This window comes from Pseudomonas syringae CC1557 (assembly GCF_000452705.1).
Taxonomy (GTDB): Bacteria; Pseudomonadota; Gammaproteobacteria; order Pseudomonadales; family Pseudomonadaceae; genus Aquipseudomonas; species Aquipseudomonas syringae_F.
In genome coordinates this window covers 5,122,206-5,136,646 of the sequence record NZ_CP007014.1, presented here as the reverse complement: position 1 = coordinate 5,136,646, position 14,441 = coordinate 5,122,206, and the positions used below count along the sequence as shown (strand labels likewise).

Below are 14,441 nucleotides of genomic sequence, written 5' to 3'. Positions count from 1 at the left end.
GGATTTCCACATGCAACTGATCCTTCTGGAAAAAGTCGCCAACCTGGGCAACCTGGGCGACAAAGTAAATGTTAAGGCCGGTTACGGTCGTAACTACCTGCTGCCTTACGGCAAAGCAACCGCTGCAACCGCTGCCAACGTGGCTGCGTTTGAAGAGCGTCGTGCCGAGCTGGAAAAACTGGCTGCAGACAAGAAAGCATCTGCCGAAACTCGCGCTGCCCAACTGGCTGAGCTGGAAGTGACTATCACTGCCACCGCTGGTGACGAAGGCAAGCTGTTCGGTTCGATCGGTACGCACGACATTGCTGATGCACTGACCGCCTCTGGCGTTGAAGTTGCAAAAAGCGAAGTTCGTCTGCCGAACGGCACTATCCGCAACGTTGGTGAATTCGACGTAGCCGTGCACCTGCACAGCGACGTAGAAGCGACCGTACGCGTTGTCGTAGTGGCTGCTTAAGCAACACGTAATCGTCTGGCGGCATTGACGTCAGAGGATTAACATCGGGCACGATCCTGTTTACAGGTCGTGCCCTTTGTCTTTGTGCCATCCCCATTCTGCAAACCCCGAATTAAAGTGGCCATGAACGATATTTCCGCCCCCGAGCAATACGATCTGCAAACCGCTGCCCTCAAGGTGCCGCCGCATTCCATCGAGGCCGAACAGGCTGTACTCGGTGGACTGATGCTGGACAACAACGCCTGGGAGCGCGTGCTTGATCAAGTCTCTGATGGTGATTTCTATCGACATGACCACCGCCTGATCTTCCGGGCTATTGCCCGGTTGGCCGATCAGAACAGCCCGATTGACGTGGTGACCCTTGCCGAGCAACTGGACAAGGAAGGCCAGACCTCGCAAGTCGGCGGTCTGGGTTACCTCAGTGAGCTGGCGAAAAACACGCCGTCCGTGGCCAACATCAAGGCCTATGCGCAAATTGTCCGCGCGCGGGCCACATTGCGCCAACTGATCGGTATCAGTACCGAAATCGCTGACAGTGCGTTCAACCCTGAAGGTCGAACCGCCGAAGAGATTCTCGACGAAGCCGAACGGCAGATCTTCCAGATTGCCGAAGCGCGGCCCAAGACCGGTGGCCCGGTCAGCGTCAACGACCTGTTGACCAAGGCCATCGACCGCATCGATACCCTGTTCAACAGTGACAACGCGATTACCGGCCTGTCCACCGGCTACACCGATCTGGATGAGAAAACCAGCGGCCTGCAACCAGCCGACCTGATCATCGTCGCCGGCCGTCCGTCGATGGGTAAAACCACCTTCGCCATGAACCTGGTCGAAAACGCCGTGTTGCGCAGCGACAAGGTGGTGCTGGTCTACTCGCTGGAGATGCCAGGCGAATCGCTGATCATGCGTATGCTTTCGTCGCTCGGCCGTATCGATCAGACCAAAGTGCGTGCCGGTCGGCTGGACGATGACGACTGGCCGCGCCTGACGTCTGCTGTCAACTTGCTCAATGACCGCAAGCTGTTCATCGACGACACCGCAGGCATCAGTCCGTCGGAAATGCGCGCCCGGACACGCCGGATTGTTCGCGAACACGGCGAAATCGGCATGATCATGATCGACTACCTGCAGTTGATGCAGATTCCGGGTTCCAGCGGCGACAACCGTACCAACGAGATCTCCGAAATCTCCCGCTCTTTGAAAGCACTGGCCAAGGAATTCAACTGCCCGGTGATTGCCCTGTCGCAGCTCAACCGATCGCTGGAGCAGCGCCCGAACAAACGCCCGATCAACTCCGACCTGCGGGAATCCGGAGCGATCGAGCAGGATGCCGACGTGATCATGTTCGTCTACCGGGACGAGGTGTATCACCCGGAAACCGAACACAAGGGCATTGCCGAGATCATCATCGGCAAGCAGCGTAACGGCCCTATCGGTACCACGCGCCTGGCATTCATCGGTAAATACACGCGCTTCGAGAACCTGGCGCCCGGCAGTTATAACTTCGACGAAGATTGATCGCTGGGCGAGCCCGTCAAATCCGACCACTGTCGTCGGATTTGATCAAAAAATATGCTATATTCCGCGCCCGCGATTTTTCCAACGTGCAAACGTAGGTCCTGAACATGCAATCAGCCAAGCCGTTATTTGACTATCCCAAGTACTGGGCCGAATGTTTCGGACCAGCACCTTTCCTGCCCATGAGCCGGGAAGAGATGGATCTGCTTGGCTGGGATTCCTGCGACATCATCATCGTCACCGGTGATGCGTACGTCGATCACCCGTCTTTCGGCATGGCGATCATCGGTCGTCTGCTTGAGTCCCAGGGTTTTCGGGTCGGGATCATCGCGCAGCCTAACTGGCAGTCCAAAGACGACTTCATGAAGCTCGGCGAGCCGAACCTGTTCTTCGGTGTCGCTGCTGGCAACATGGACTCGATGATCAACCGCTACACCGCCGACAAAAAAATTCGTTCCGATGACGCCTATACCCCTGGCGGTATGGCCGGCAAGCGTCCAGACCGTGCGAGTCTGGTCTACAGCCAGCGTTGCAAGGAAGCCTACAAGCATGTGCCGATCGTGCTGGGCGGCATCGAAGCCTCGCTGCGCCGCATCGCGCACTATGACTACTGGCAGGACAAGGTTCGCAACTCGATCCTGATCGACGCCTGTGCTGACATCCTGCTGTACGGCAACGCCGAGCGCGCGATTGTCGAAGTTGCCCAGCGTCTGTCCTACGGCCACAAGATCGAAGACATTACCGATGTACGCGGCACCGCGTTCATTCGCCGCGACACGCCGCAGGGCTGGTACGAAGTCGACTCGACGCGCATTGATCGTCCGGGCAAGGTCGACAAGATCATCAACCCGTACGTCAATACTCAGGACACCCAGGCCTGCGCCATCGAGCAGGAAAAAGGCAACGTCGAAGACCCGAACGAAGCCAAGGTGGTGCAGATTCTTGCCAGCCCGCGCATGACCCGGGACAAGACGGTCATCCGTCTGCCATCGGTGGAAAAAGTCCGCAACGATGCTGTGCTATATGCCCACGCCAACCGCGTGCTGCACCTGGAAACCAACCCGGGCAACGCCCGTGCGCTGGTGCAGAAGCATGGCGAAGTCGACGTCTGGTTCAATCCGCCGCCGATTCCGATGACCACCGATGAAATGGACTACGTGTTCGGCATGCCTTACGCGCGCGTTCCGCATCCGTCTTACGGCAAGGAAAAGATTCCTGCCTACGACATGATTCGTTTCTCGGTGAACATCATGCGTGGCTGTTTCGGTGGCTGCACGTTCTGCTCCATTACCGAGCATGAAGGCCGGATCATCCAGAACCGTTCCGAAGAGTCGATCATTCGCGAGATCGAAGAGATCCGCGACAAGGTGCCAGGCTTCACCGGTGTTATTTCCGACCTGGGCGGGCCGACGGCGAACATGTATCGCATCGCCTGCAAAAGTCCTGAAATCGAGTCGGCATGCCGCAAGCCGTCCTGCGTATTTCCCGGTATCTGCCCGAACCTGAACACCGATCACTCGTCGCTGATTCAGCTGTACCGCAGCGCTCGCGCCTTGCCGGGCGTGAAGAAGATCCTGATCGCTTCCGGTCTGCGCTATGACCTGGCGGTCGAGTCGCCGGAGTACGTCAAGGAACTGGTGACGCACCACGTCGGTGGTTACCTGAAGATCGCCCCGGAACACACCGAGGAAGGTCCGCTCAACCAGATGATGAAGCCGGGCATTGGCAGCTATGACAAGTTCAAGCGCATGTTCGAGAAGTACACCAAGGAAGCGGGCAAAGAGCAGTACCTGATTCCTTACTTTATCGCCGCCCACCCGGGCACCACCGATGAAGACATGATGAACCTGGCGCTGTGGCTCAAGGGCAACGGCTTCCGTGCGGATCAGGTGCAGGCGTTCTATCCTTCGCCGATGGCGACGGCTACCGCCATGTACCACTCCGGCAAGAATCCGCTGCGCAAGGTTACTTACAAGAGTGATGCGGTCACGATTGTGAAGAGCGAAGAGCAGCGTCGACTGCACAAGGCCTTCTTGCGCTACCACGACCCGAAAGGTTGGCCGATGCTGCGTGCAGCGCTGGAACGCATGGGGCGTGCCGACCTTATCGGGCCGGGCAAGGATCAACTGATTCCGCTGCATCAGCCTGCGACCGACACTTATCAAAGCGCCCGTCGTAAAAACTCGACGCCTGCTGGCAGCCACAAGGTTGGCAAGGATACCAAGACCACGCTGATTCAGACCCAGCACACCGGCCTGCCGCCACGCGGTAGCGACGGCAGCAAGCCATGGGACAAGCGTGAAGAAGCCAAGGCTGCTGCAATGGCCCGTAACAAGCAGGCCGCCAAAGAGCGCCTGGACGCAGCCAAAGGCAAAGGTCCGAAGCCAGCGAAGCGCAAGCCAGTGGTGCCTCGCTAACCCTGAGCGTCAGCCGCTTCCGGCGCCGTCTTCTAAAGAGCGGACGCAGAGCGTCCGGAACGGCATACCCACGCGGAGCATGGGCACGATAGGCGTTCTCCCGGACACCTCTCGGTCCTCACGCTCCAGCGTCACGGCCACAATTCTTCACCCCCCCATTCAATCCCTCTGCCACACTGTCTGCCTTATTACTGTGCGACCCTTGCACGGTCAGGTTTGGCTGGCACAGTTTTGGTGCCGCGTCTGGCCGGGCGGGCAATGCCGATGTCATTGGCGCATGACTTTGACCGGATGGCATAAGTCTTGCGCGGCTCATTTACCGTTCAGGCTCGCAGGAGGCACGCCGTGTCGATTCATATTGCCTTGCACCACGTCACGCATTACCGCTACGAACGCGCGGTCGAATTGGGTCCTCAGATCGTTCGCCTGCGCCCGGCCGCGCATAGCCGCACCCGCGTGCTGTCCTATTCGCTCAAGGTCCTGCCTGAAAACCACTTCATCAACTGGCAGCAGGACCCTCAGGGCAATTACCTCGCGCGTCTGGTCTTTCCGGAAAAGACCAACGAGTTTCGCGTCGAGGTTGATCTGGTCGCCGAGATGGCGGTCTTCAACCCGTTCGACTTCTTTCTGGAGCCGTACGCCGAAAACATTCCCTTCACGTATGCCAGTGAAGAGCAGCGTGAGCTTGCGCCGTACCTCGAAAAGCTGCCGCTGACGCCAAGATTTCAGGCCTATCTCGACAGCATCAGTCGCGAGCCGATCCCGGCCATCGATTTTCTGGTCGGCCTCAATCAGCGCCTGAGCCAGGACGTGGCGTACCTGATCCGCATGGAGCCGGGCGTTCAGACCCCTGAATTCACGCTGGAGAACGCCTCGGGTTCCTGCCGCGATTCAGCCTGGCTGCTGGTGCAGTTGCTGCGTCATCTGGGCATGGCCGCACGGTTCGTGTCGGGCTATCTGATCCAGCTCAAGGCTGACGTCGAAGCGCTGGATGGACCTTCCGGCACCGACGTTGACTTCACCGACCTGCACGCCTGGTGCGAGGTGTATCTGCCGGGTGCGGGCTGGGTCGGGCTGGATGCCACGTCCGGGCTGTTCGCAGGTGAAGGACACATTCCGCTGGCGTGCAGCCCCGAGCCGTCCTCTGCAGCGCCGATCAGCGGCCTGGTCGAGCCATGCGAAACCGAATTCAGCCACGAGATGTCGGTCGAGCGTATCTGGGAGGCGCCACGCGTCACCAAGCCCTATACCGAAGCGCAATGGCAGGACATCCAGGCCCTAGGTCGGCAGATTGACGCCGACCTGCTGCGCGACGATGTACGGCTGACCATGGGCGGCGAACCGACGTTCGTGTCCATTGATGATCGCGACGGCGCCGAGTGGAACACCGCTGCGCTTGGCCCGCGCAAGCGTGAACTGTCTGCCGAGCTGTTTCAGCGTATGCGCGCACATTACGCGCCGCTGGGGATCGTGCATTTCGGTCAGGGGAAATGGTATCCGGGCGAGCAGCTGCCGCGCTGGTCGCTGAACTGTTTCTGGCGCAAGGACGGCAAGCCAGTCTGGCGCAACAATGCGCTGATCGCTGATGAAACACAGGACTATGGCGCGACCGGTGAACTGGCCGGGCGCTTCCTCGCCAGCGTTGCCGAACGCTTGAAGCTGCCGGGTCGTTTCGTGTTCCCGGCCTACGAAGACAATTTCTATTACCTGTGGCGCGAAGGTGCGCTGCCGGTGAACGTGAGCGCTGAAGATTCGCGGCTGGATGATGAGCTGGAGCGGGCGCGCCTTCGCAAGGTCTTCGCGCAAGGTCTGGACAAGATGATTGGCCAGGTCCTGCCGCTGGCGCGTAGCGCAGAGGGTGACAGCTGGCAGAGCGGGCGCTGGTATCTGCGTGACGAGCACTGTCGTCTGGTGCCGGGCGATTCTGCACTGGGTTATCGACTGCCACTGGCCTCCCAGCCCTGGGTCAAGGCGGCTGAATATCCGTTCATTCATCCGACCGACCACAACCAGGACTTCCCTGAGCTGGCCGACAGTGAGTCGCTCACCTCGCAACTCAAGTCCAGAGAGACTGATGCCGAGCGCGCACCCAGGATCGACGAGTCCGCAGACTGGCTGACCCGCACGGCACTCTGTGCCGAAGCGCGTGACGGGCGTCTGTACCTGTTCATGCCTCCGCTGCAAAAGCTTGAGGAATACCTGGAACTGGTGGCTGTGATCGAGGCGACCGCCGAAGAGCTGCAATGCCCGATCCTGCTGGAAGGCTATGAGCCACCGAGCGATCCGCGCCTGTGCAACTTCCGCATCACGCCTGATCCGGGGGTGATCGAAGTCAACGTGCAGCCCTCCGCAAGCTGGGACGAATTGGTCGAACGCACCGAGTTTCTCTATGAGCAGGCGCGTCTCACGCGCCTGACCACCGAAAAGTTCATGATCGACGGTCGCCATACCGGTACCGGCGGTGGCAACCACTTCGTGCTTGGCGGTGCGACCCCGGCTGACTCGCCGTTCCTGCGTCGCCCGGACCTGCTGCGCAGCCTGATCAGCTACTGGCATAACCATCCCTCGCTGTCGTACCTGTTTTCCGGCCTGTTTATCGGCCCGACTTCCCAGGCGCCGCGCATTGATGAGGCGCGCAACGACTCGCTCTATGAAATGGAAATCGCCTTCGCGCAGATGCCAGAGCCCGGTGAAGAGGTTGCCCCGTGGGTCGTCGATCGTCTGCTGCGCAACCTGCTGATCGATGTCACCGGCAACACCCATCGTGCTGAATTCTGCATCGATAAACTGTACTCACCGGATGGCGCGACCGGGCGTCTGGGTCTGTTGGAGTTGCGCGCCTTCGAGATGCCACCCCATGCGCGCATGAGCCTCGCCCAGCAATTGCTTCTGCGGGCACTGGTTGCGCGCTTCTGGCGTGAGCCGTATGCGCCGGCCAAGCTGGCGCGTTGGGGCACGCAACTGCACGACCGCTTCATGCTGCCGCACTTCATCGAACAGGATTTCGCTGATGTGGTGGCCGACCTGAATACCGCCGGTTACCCGGTCAAGGCCGACTGGTTCGCCGCGCACCTGGAGTTCCGCTTCCCGAAAGTGGGCGATTACGCGGTCAACGGCATCCAGCTGGAACTGCGCCAGGCGCTGGAGCCCTGGCATGTGCTGGGTGAGGAAGGCTCGGCCGGTGGTGCGGTGCGCTACGTGGATTCGTCGCTGGAACGATTGCAGGTGCATCTCACGGGAGTGCCGCCGCAGCGCTATCTGCTGACCTGCAATGGCGTGCCCGTACCGTTGCAGCCCACCGGAACGGTCGGCGAGTTTGTCGCGGGCGTGCGCTATCGCGCCTGGCAACCGGCCAACTGCCTGCAACCGACCATCGGTGTGCACGCGCCGCTGGTATTTGACCTGCTCGACACCTGGATGCACCGCTCGCTGGGCGGCTGCGAGTATCATGTCGCCCATCCGGGCGGCCGCAACTACGAAACCTTACCGGTCAACGCCAACGAAGCGGAAAGCCGTCGCCTGTCACGTTTCTTCCGAATCGGTCACACACCCGGCAAACTGGACGTTCCGTCGCTCAACATTAACGACGAGCTGCCGATGACGCTGGATATGCGTCTGCATTAAAAGAACAGTGGCTCTGTGCGTCAGATGCACACGGATGTGACATCTGACTGCACTACTCTGAAGTCCTTACGTTGCCTGCCGAGCCTTCCATGCCTGACCTGCTTGACCGCTACCCGCTTTCCGAGGGTACTTACCATGAAATGCTCGACGCCGACGGAGCGGTTCGTCCGCACTGGCGTCGCCTGTACGAACACATGCAGCGCAGCACGTCGGCGCAATTGATCCAGCGCCAGGCGTTGTTGACCCGGCAGATTCAGGAAAACGGCGTCACCTACAACGTGTACGCCGACCCCAAGGGCGCGGACCGGCCGTGGGAGCTGGACCTGCTGCCGCACATCATTGCGGCGGATGAATGGCAACACGTGTCGGCAGGGATTGCCCAGCGTGCGCGCCTGCTGAATGCTGTGCTGGCGGACCTGTATGGCCCACAGACGCTGATCGCCAACGGCCTGCTGCCCGCCGAGTTGGTATTTGGTCACAACAACTTTCTGTGGCCGTGTCAGGGCATCAAGCCGCCGGAAAACACCTTTCTGCACATGTACGCCGTCGACCTGGCGCGCACGCCCGATGGCCGCTGGTGGGTTACCGCTGACCGCACGCAGGCGCCCTCAGGCGCTGGCTACGCGCTGGAGAATCGTCAGAGCGTCGCCCGTGCCTTGCCGGAAACCTTTCGTGACCTGCAGGTCAGGCACCTGTCGGGCTTTTTCGACACGCTGCAACAGACCTTGTCCCGTCAGGCGCCGACCAGCAATGAAGCACCGCTGGTGGTGCTGTTGACGCCTGGGCGTTTCAACGAAAGCTACTTCGAGCACCTTTATCTGGCGCGGCAGTTGGGTTATCCGCTGGTCGAAGGCGGTGATCTGACGGTGCGTGATGCCACGGTTTACCTGAAAACCCTCAGCGGTCTGCGTCGGGTTCACGCCATCATGCGGCGTCTGGACGATGATTTTTGCGACCCTCTGGAATTGCGCACCGATTCTGCGCTGGGCGTGCCGGGGCTGCTGGAAGCGGTGCGCCAGGGCAATGTGCTGGTTGCCAATGCGTTGGGCAGTGGTGTGCTGGAGTCGCCAGGTTTGCTGGGCTTCCTGCCGAAAATCAGTCAGTACCTGTTTGGCGAGGACCTGATTCTGCCCTCGGTTGCGACCTGGTGGTGTGGCGAACCGACGGTGCTGGCGCAAGCGCTGGAGAAACTGCCTGATCTGCTGATCAAACCCGCGTTTCCCTCGCAGCATTTCGCCCCGGTATTCGGTCGCGATCTTAGCGAGGAGCAGCGCCAGGAACTTGCCCGGCGCATGCAGTCACGACCTTATGCCTACGTTGCTCAGGAACTGGCACAGCTTTCCCACGCGCCGGTGCTGCAAGCCGATGGCACCGGTTTGCAGCCGCGCGCTATTGGCATGCGTGTTTACGCCGTGGCCAGTCGCGATGGTTATCGTGTGCTGCCGGGCGGTCTGACCCGCGTTGCCGCCGAAGCCGATGCCGATGTGGTCTCGATGCAGCGCGGCGGCGCGAGCAAGGACACTTGGGTGCTGGGCGAACGCTCGCACCTCGGTGAACCCTGGAAAGGCCAGCGTGCATTGGGGGTCTACGATCTGATCCGCCGCGATCCTTATCTGCCTTCGCGGGTGGTGGAGAACCTGTTCTGGTTTGGCCGTTATTGCGAGCGTTGCGAGGACAGCGCCCGACTGCTGCGCATCATGCTGACCCGTTATGTCGATGACGACGACCCGCTTGCGCTGGAAGCCGCCGTCGCGCTGGCTGAAAACCTCGGCATGTTGCCCGAGGCGGAGGAGGGCGAAGAACTGAGAGCGCGTCTACTGACGGCCATGCTGGGTGATGAGTGGCCGTTCAGCCTGCGTGCCAACCTGCAGCGTCTGCAATGGGCTGCCTCGCAAGTGCGCGGCAAGCTCTCAAGGGAAAACTGGCAGGCGCTGGTCGAGTTGCAGCGTGAAGCCTTGAGTCTGGAAACCGAAGAGCCGGACTTTGGCGAACTGGTGGATTTTCTCAATCGTCTGGTGATGTCGCTGGCGGCCCTTTCCGGGTTCGCGATGGACGACATGACCCGCGACGAAGGCTGGAACTTCCTTATGATTGGGCGGCGCATAGAGCGTCTGAAGTTTCTCAGCACCAGTCTGGCGGCATTTTTGCGGGGCTCGGCAGTCTCGGAGAAGGCAGGGCTGGAGTGGTTGCTGGAACTGGGCAACAGCAGTATTACTTATCGCTCGCGTTACATGGCCGTGCCGCACCTGATTCCGGTGCTGGACCTGTTGCTGCTCGATGAGCAGAACCCGCATGCGGTGCTGTTTCAGCTCAAACTGGTGCAGCGTTCGCTGCGCCGCCTGAACGACGAGTTCGATACGCCACGCGACAACAGCCTTGTGGTGCTGACGCAGCGTCTTGCCGGGTTCGACCTGGGCAGCCTGGAAAATCCGCTGTTTGGCCAAAGCAGCATCGACGCCGTGCTCGACGGGCTCGCCGACCTGCTACAGAGCATCGGTGATTGCAGCGGGCAAGCCTCCGATCGCTTGGCGCTGCGCCATTTTGCTCACGTCGATGACGTCAGCCAACGCACGGTATCTGTCTGATGAGCGCTTTTTACCAGATTTTTCATGACACGCATTACAAGTACGACAGCCCGGTTTCTCTGGCTCAGCAACTGGCGCATCTATGGCCACGTAGCAGCCCGTGGCAGCGTTGCACTGAGCAGGAGCTGGAGATTTTCCCGACGCCCACCACGCGGCGTGATGAGCTGGACGTATTCGGCAACCCGCTGACCCGTCTGGCGTTCGAGCGGCCGCATGACGAGTTGCAGGTCAACGCCCGACTGCGCATCGAAGTACTGGAGCGGCCGTTTCTGGATTTCAATCTGTCGCCGGAATGGGAAGTGACGCGCAGTGCGCTGACCTACAGCGCCAAACCGATGACCGAGGATATTCTGGACGCCTGTCGCTATCGTTTCGAATCGCCCTACGTGCACTTGAAGCGTTCGTTCGTCGAGTTCTCGCAGGACTGTTTCCCTGCGGGTCGGCCCTTGCTACTGGGCGTGCAGGCGTTGATGGAGAAGATTTTCAGCGAATTCACCTTTGATGAAGAGGCGACTCAGGTCGCCACGCCGCTGGTGGAAGTGCTGGAGCGGCGACGCGGTGTCTGCCAGGACTTCGCTCACCTGATGCTGGCCTGCCTGCGCTCGCGTGGGCTGGCGGCGCGTTACGTGAGTGGTTATCTGCTGACTCAGCCGCCACCGGGCCAGCCTCGGTTGATCGGCGCAGATGCTTCGCATGCCTGGGTGTCGGTGTTCTGTCCAGCCTCGGGCTGGGTCGATTTCGACCCCACCAACAACGTGCAACCTGCGCTGGAACACATCAGCCTGGCCTGGGGGCGCGACTTCTCTGACGTCTCGCCGTTGAGGGGTGTGATTCTGGGTGGCGGCACGCATGATCCCGAAGTCCGGGTGACGGTGATGCCGGTCAGCGCCTGATACGCCTAATTACCTGTCCTGGTAAATCGTTCTTCAAAGGTGCCTGCCGTTGCGCCCTTTTGACGCATGTCTCTGGAACCCGGGGCCTGCCTGGGCACTCTGTTGTTACGCGTTCTGATTACGTTAATTATGATGTTCACCCAATAGCCTGCCCTGGAGATTCAAATGATCCGCAAGCTCGTAGCGATTTCGCTGTTGTCGTTGGCCAGTGGTCAGTTGTTGGCTGCCGAATGTAGCACCACAGTCGATTCGACCGATCAGATGATGTACGACACCAAATCCATCCAGATCGACAAGAGCTGCAAGACCTTCACCGTCAATCTGACCCACTCCGGCAGCCTGCCGAAAAACGTCATGGGGCATAACTGGGTACTGGGCAAAGAAGCCGATGCTCAGGCGATCACCACTGACGGCATGTCGGTTGGCATCGACAAGGATTACGTGAAGCCGGACGACACCCGCGTCATCGCTCACACCAAAGTCATCGGTGCTGGCGAAAAAGACTCGGTGACGTTTGACGTGTCGAAGCTTGATCCGGCGGAAAAATACCAGTTTTTCTGCACCTTCCCGGGCCACATCAGCATGATGAAAGGCGCTGTGACGCTGAAGTAACGACAGGTCCCTTGAGCAGTGTGAGGAGCGTCGCACGATAGTTGAGATGATCGTTCCTCACGCTCCAGCGTAGAAATGCCTTGCGTGACGCTCCGTGTCACAGGCCTGTACCGCTCCGCAGATTCAGGATCGGACGCGGAGCGTCCAGAACGGCATGCCGACGCGGAGCGTCGGCACGATAGTCAGCGATGAGCGTCACACTGAGCCGGTTCACTCTCTCAGGGCGCGTAGGGTAATTCGCGTTTGTGCTGGGTCTTGGCGTAGGTTTCGCAAATGATCCGGAACGCTTCTTCACGCACCGGCTCGCCGTGCAGGAAGGCGTCGATTTCGGCGTAGGTCACGCCGTGCGAGGCTTCGTCCGGTTTACCGGGTGACAAGTCTTCCAGGTCCGCCGTCGGGACTTTTTCCACCAGTGATTCTGGCGCGCAGAAATGGCGAGCGATGGCGCGTACCTGGTTTTTCACCAGACCACTGAGCGGGGCCAGGTCACAGGCGCCGTCGCCGAATTTGGTGAAGAAACCCATCACCGCTTCGGCCGCGTGGTCAGTGCCTATCACCAGGCCCTGATAAGCCCCGGCGACGGTGTACTGGGCAACCATGCGCATACGCGCCTTGGTGTTGCCAAGCACGAAGTCCACCGAACTGGCGGGCAGGCCGTCGAAAGCCTTCACTTCTGCAGCCAGTGCCTTGACGCTGGAGCCAATGTTTATTGTGTGGCGTTCGTCCGGCTCGATGAAATCCACCGATGCCTGAGCCTCGTGCTCGTCCGCTTGCACCACATACGGCAGGCGCACGGCGATGAAGCGATAGCTGTTATCTCCGGTGCTGGCGCGCAGTTCCTTGACTGCCCGCTGTGCCAGCAGACCTGCGGTCAGCGAGTCGACACCGCCACTGATGCCCAGCACCAGCGTTTTGAGCCGCGCGTTCTGCAGGCATTCCTTGATGAAGTTGACGCGGCGGGCGACCTCGGCCTGCAACGCGTTCTGGTCCGCGAAAGGTGGCTGGACCTTGAGCTGTTCAGCAATTTGGCGCTGTACGGCGTGCATGATTCACTCCTCGAAAGTAGGGCAATTCAAACGGGTTTTTCAGGCGTCGGCAAGGCCGGCACCTTGAACACATGGCGCAGGTAGGCGACAAAGTTCGGGTCCTTGCATTGTGTCTTGCCTGGCTCATCGGAAATCTTTGCCACGGCCTGGCCCGCACACGCGGTCATTTTCAGCACCATGTTCATTGGCGCGATGCCGGGAATGTCTGCGGTCAGGTTAGTACCGATACCGAAACTGACATTGATGCGCCCGCGTAGCGCCCGGAAAATCTCCAGCGACTTTTGCAGGTTCAGGCCATCGGAAAACACCAGCGTCTTGCTCATCGGGTCGATGCCGAGTTTCCGGTAATGCGCAATGCATTTTTCGGCCCACTTTATCGGGTCGCCTGAATCATGGCGCAAGCCGTCAAACAGCTTGGCGAAGTACAGATCGAAGTCGTTCAGAAAGGCATCGGTGGTGATGCAGTCGGTCAGCGCGATACCCAGCAGGCCGCGGTATTCGCGAACCCAGCAATCAAGCGCGGCGATCTGGCTGTCGATCAGGCGCGGCCCCAGTTGCTGATGCGCCATGATCCATTCGTGGGCCATCGTGCCCAGCGGCTTCAAATCAAGCTGGCGCGCCAGATGCACATTGCTGGTGCCGACGAACTGCCCCGGGAAATCCTTTTTCAGCACGCCGAGGATTTCTTCCTGTACGCGATAGGAAAAGCGTCTGCGCGTACCGAAATCCGCTACTTTCAGCTCGGCCAGCTCGTCTGTCGTGGCGTTGGTGGTCAGCCATTCGAACTTGTCGTACAGGCGGTCCCGCGCCTGGCTGAGCAGGGTGTCCGGGTAACGGTGGCGGTTGCGCACCTCGCTGACGATTGCCAGCAGCGGCACCTCGAACAGAATCACATGCAGCCACGGCCCGTGCAGGCGAATGCACAGTTCGTCATGCTCGATCGAGGTTTTCACGTAGCGGGTATTGAAGCGGAACAGGCCGAGGAACCTTAGAAAGTCTGGCTTGATGAACGTGATGCGCTCCAGAAAAACCAGGTGCTCAGGCGTCATGGACAGCTCGCACAGCAACTCGATCTGGTGTCGGATTTCATCCAGGTAGGGGCGGAGGTCTTCCCCGTTGCGGCAGCGAAACTCCCACTCGACGTCCACGTTGGGGTAGTTGTGCAGGACGGCCTGCATCATGGTCAGCTTGTAGAAATCAGTATCGAGCAGGCTTTGCACGATGCGATTGGAAAAGGCGCTCTCGCTCATTGAATCGGGCTCTCCAGAGCAGCCGGATAATGTCGGGCT

General features: G+C 60.0%; 9 protein-coding genes. 7 read left to right on the top strand and 2 right to left on the bottom strand.

The window, feature by feature from the left end:
• Positions 1–10: 10 nt before the first annotated feature.
• The 7 genes from rplI to azu all read left to right on the top strand — a co-directional run bounded on the left by rplI (position 11) and on the right by azu (position 12,106).
• On the top strand, positions 11–457 hold the full coding sequence (rplI, locus tag N018_RS22675) for a 50S ribosomal protein L9 (RefSeq protein ID WP_003317208.1): 447 nt from the start codon (positions 11–13) through the stop codon (positions 455–457).
• A 123-nt stretch (positions 458–580) separates the two neighbouring features.
• Positions 581–1,975 (top strand): replicative DNA helicase, encoded by a 1,395-nt coding sequence (gene dnaB / locus N018_RS22670; RefSeq protein ID WP_024646413.1) that lies wholly within the window; start codon positions 581–583, stop codon positions 1,973–1,975.
• Between the two features lie 107 nt (positions 1,976–2,082).
• Positions 2,083–4,392, top strand: coding sequence for a YgiQ family radical SAM protein (locus tag N018_RS22665; protein ID WP_025390814.1), 2,310 nt, complete (start codon positions 2,083–2,085; stop codon positions 4,390–4,392).
• Positions 4,393–4,737: 345 nt separating this feature from the next.
• The gene (locus tag N018_RS22660; RefSeq protein ID WP_025390813.1) at positions 4,738–8,016 is read left to right on the top strand and encodes a DUF2126 domain-containing protein; all 3,279 of its coding nucleotides are present in this window, start codon (positions 4,738–4,740) and stop codon (positions 8,014–8,016) included.
• An 89-nt stretch (positions 8,017–8,105) separates the two neighbouring features.
• Complete coding sequence (locus tag N018_RS22655; protein ID WP_024646416.1) at positions 8,106–10,601, top strand: circularly permuted type 2 ATP-grasp protein; 2,496 nt, start codon at positions 8,106–8,108, stop codon at positions 10,599–10,601.
• On the top strand, positions 10,601–11,494 hold the full coding sequence (locus N018_RS22650; protein ID WP_024672841.1) for a transglutaminase family protein: 894 nt from the start codon (positions 10,601–10,603) through the stop codon (positions 11,492–11,494). Before N018_RS22655 ends, N018_RS22650 begins: the two co-directional genes overlap by 1 nt.
• A 165-nt stretch (positions 11,495–11,659) precedes the next feature.
• Complete coding sequence (azu, locus tag N018_RS22645) at positions 11,660–12,106, top strand: azurin (protein WP_025390812.1); 447 nt, start codon at positions 11,660–11,662, stop codon at positions 12,104–12,106.
• A gap of 218 nt (positions 12,107–12,324) precedes the next feature.
• Here azu and nadE read toward each other — a convergent pair whose 3' ends face one another.
• On the bottom strand, positions 12,325–13,152 hold the full coding sequence (gene nadE, locus N018_RS22640) for an ammonia-dependent NAD(+) synthetase (RefSeq protein WP_024643833.1): 828 nt from the start codon (positions 13,150–13,152) through the stop codon (positions 12,325–12,327).
• Positions 13,153–13,178: 26 nt separating this feature from the next.
• Entirely contained in the window at positions 13,179–14,402 is a 1,224-nt protein-coding gene (gene pncB, locus N018_RS22635) for a nicotinate phosphoribosyltransferase (protein ID WP_025390811.1), read from the bottom strand.
• Positions 14,403–14,441: the final 39 nt, after the last annotated feature.